Origin of the sequence: Mesorhizobium sp. M4B.F.Ca.ET.214.01.1.1 (genome assembly GCF_004791545.1) — a bacterium.
GTDB classification, from domain to species: Bacteria; Pseudomonadota; Alphaproteobacteria; order Rhizobiales; family Rhizobiaceae; genus Mesorhizobium; species Mesorhizobium abyssinicae.
In genome coordinates this window covers 1-339 of the sequence record NZ_SRUX01000169.1, presented here as the reverse complement: position 1 = coordinate 339, position 339 = coordinate 1, and the positions used below count along the sequence as shown (strand labels likewise).

Genomic DNA, 339 nt, shown 5'->3' with positions numbered 1-339 from the left:
GTCGTCGATGGTTCGCTTCTGGGCAGCTCGCATCCAGTGCTTGATCTTGGCGAAGGCCTGCTCGATCGGGTTGAGATCTGGCGAGTAGGGCGGCAGGTACCAGAGCCTGGCGCCTGCGGCGCGGATCATCTGCCGGATGGCTGCCGACTTGTGGGAGCCGAGATTGTCCATGACGACGATGTCGCCCGGCTCAAGCACTGGCACGAGCTGCTGCTCGACATAGGCGCGGAAGCACTGGCCGTTGATCGGCCCGTCGAAGACGCAAGGTGCAGTCAGCCGGTCGCAGCGCAGCGCGCCGAGGAAGGTCAGCGTACGCCAGTGGCCGTATGGTGCCAAGCC

Annotated in this window: 1 protein-coding gene; it reads right to left on the bottom strand. The window is 65.2% G+C overall.

Annotated elements, in window-relative coordinates:
* The coding region (locus EN857_RS33765) for an IS630 family transposase (protein WP_135897710.1) at nt 1–339 on the bottom strand (339 nt) is incomplete at both ends.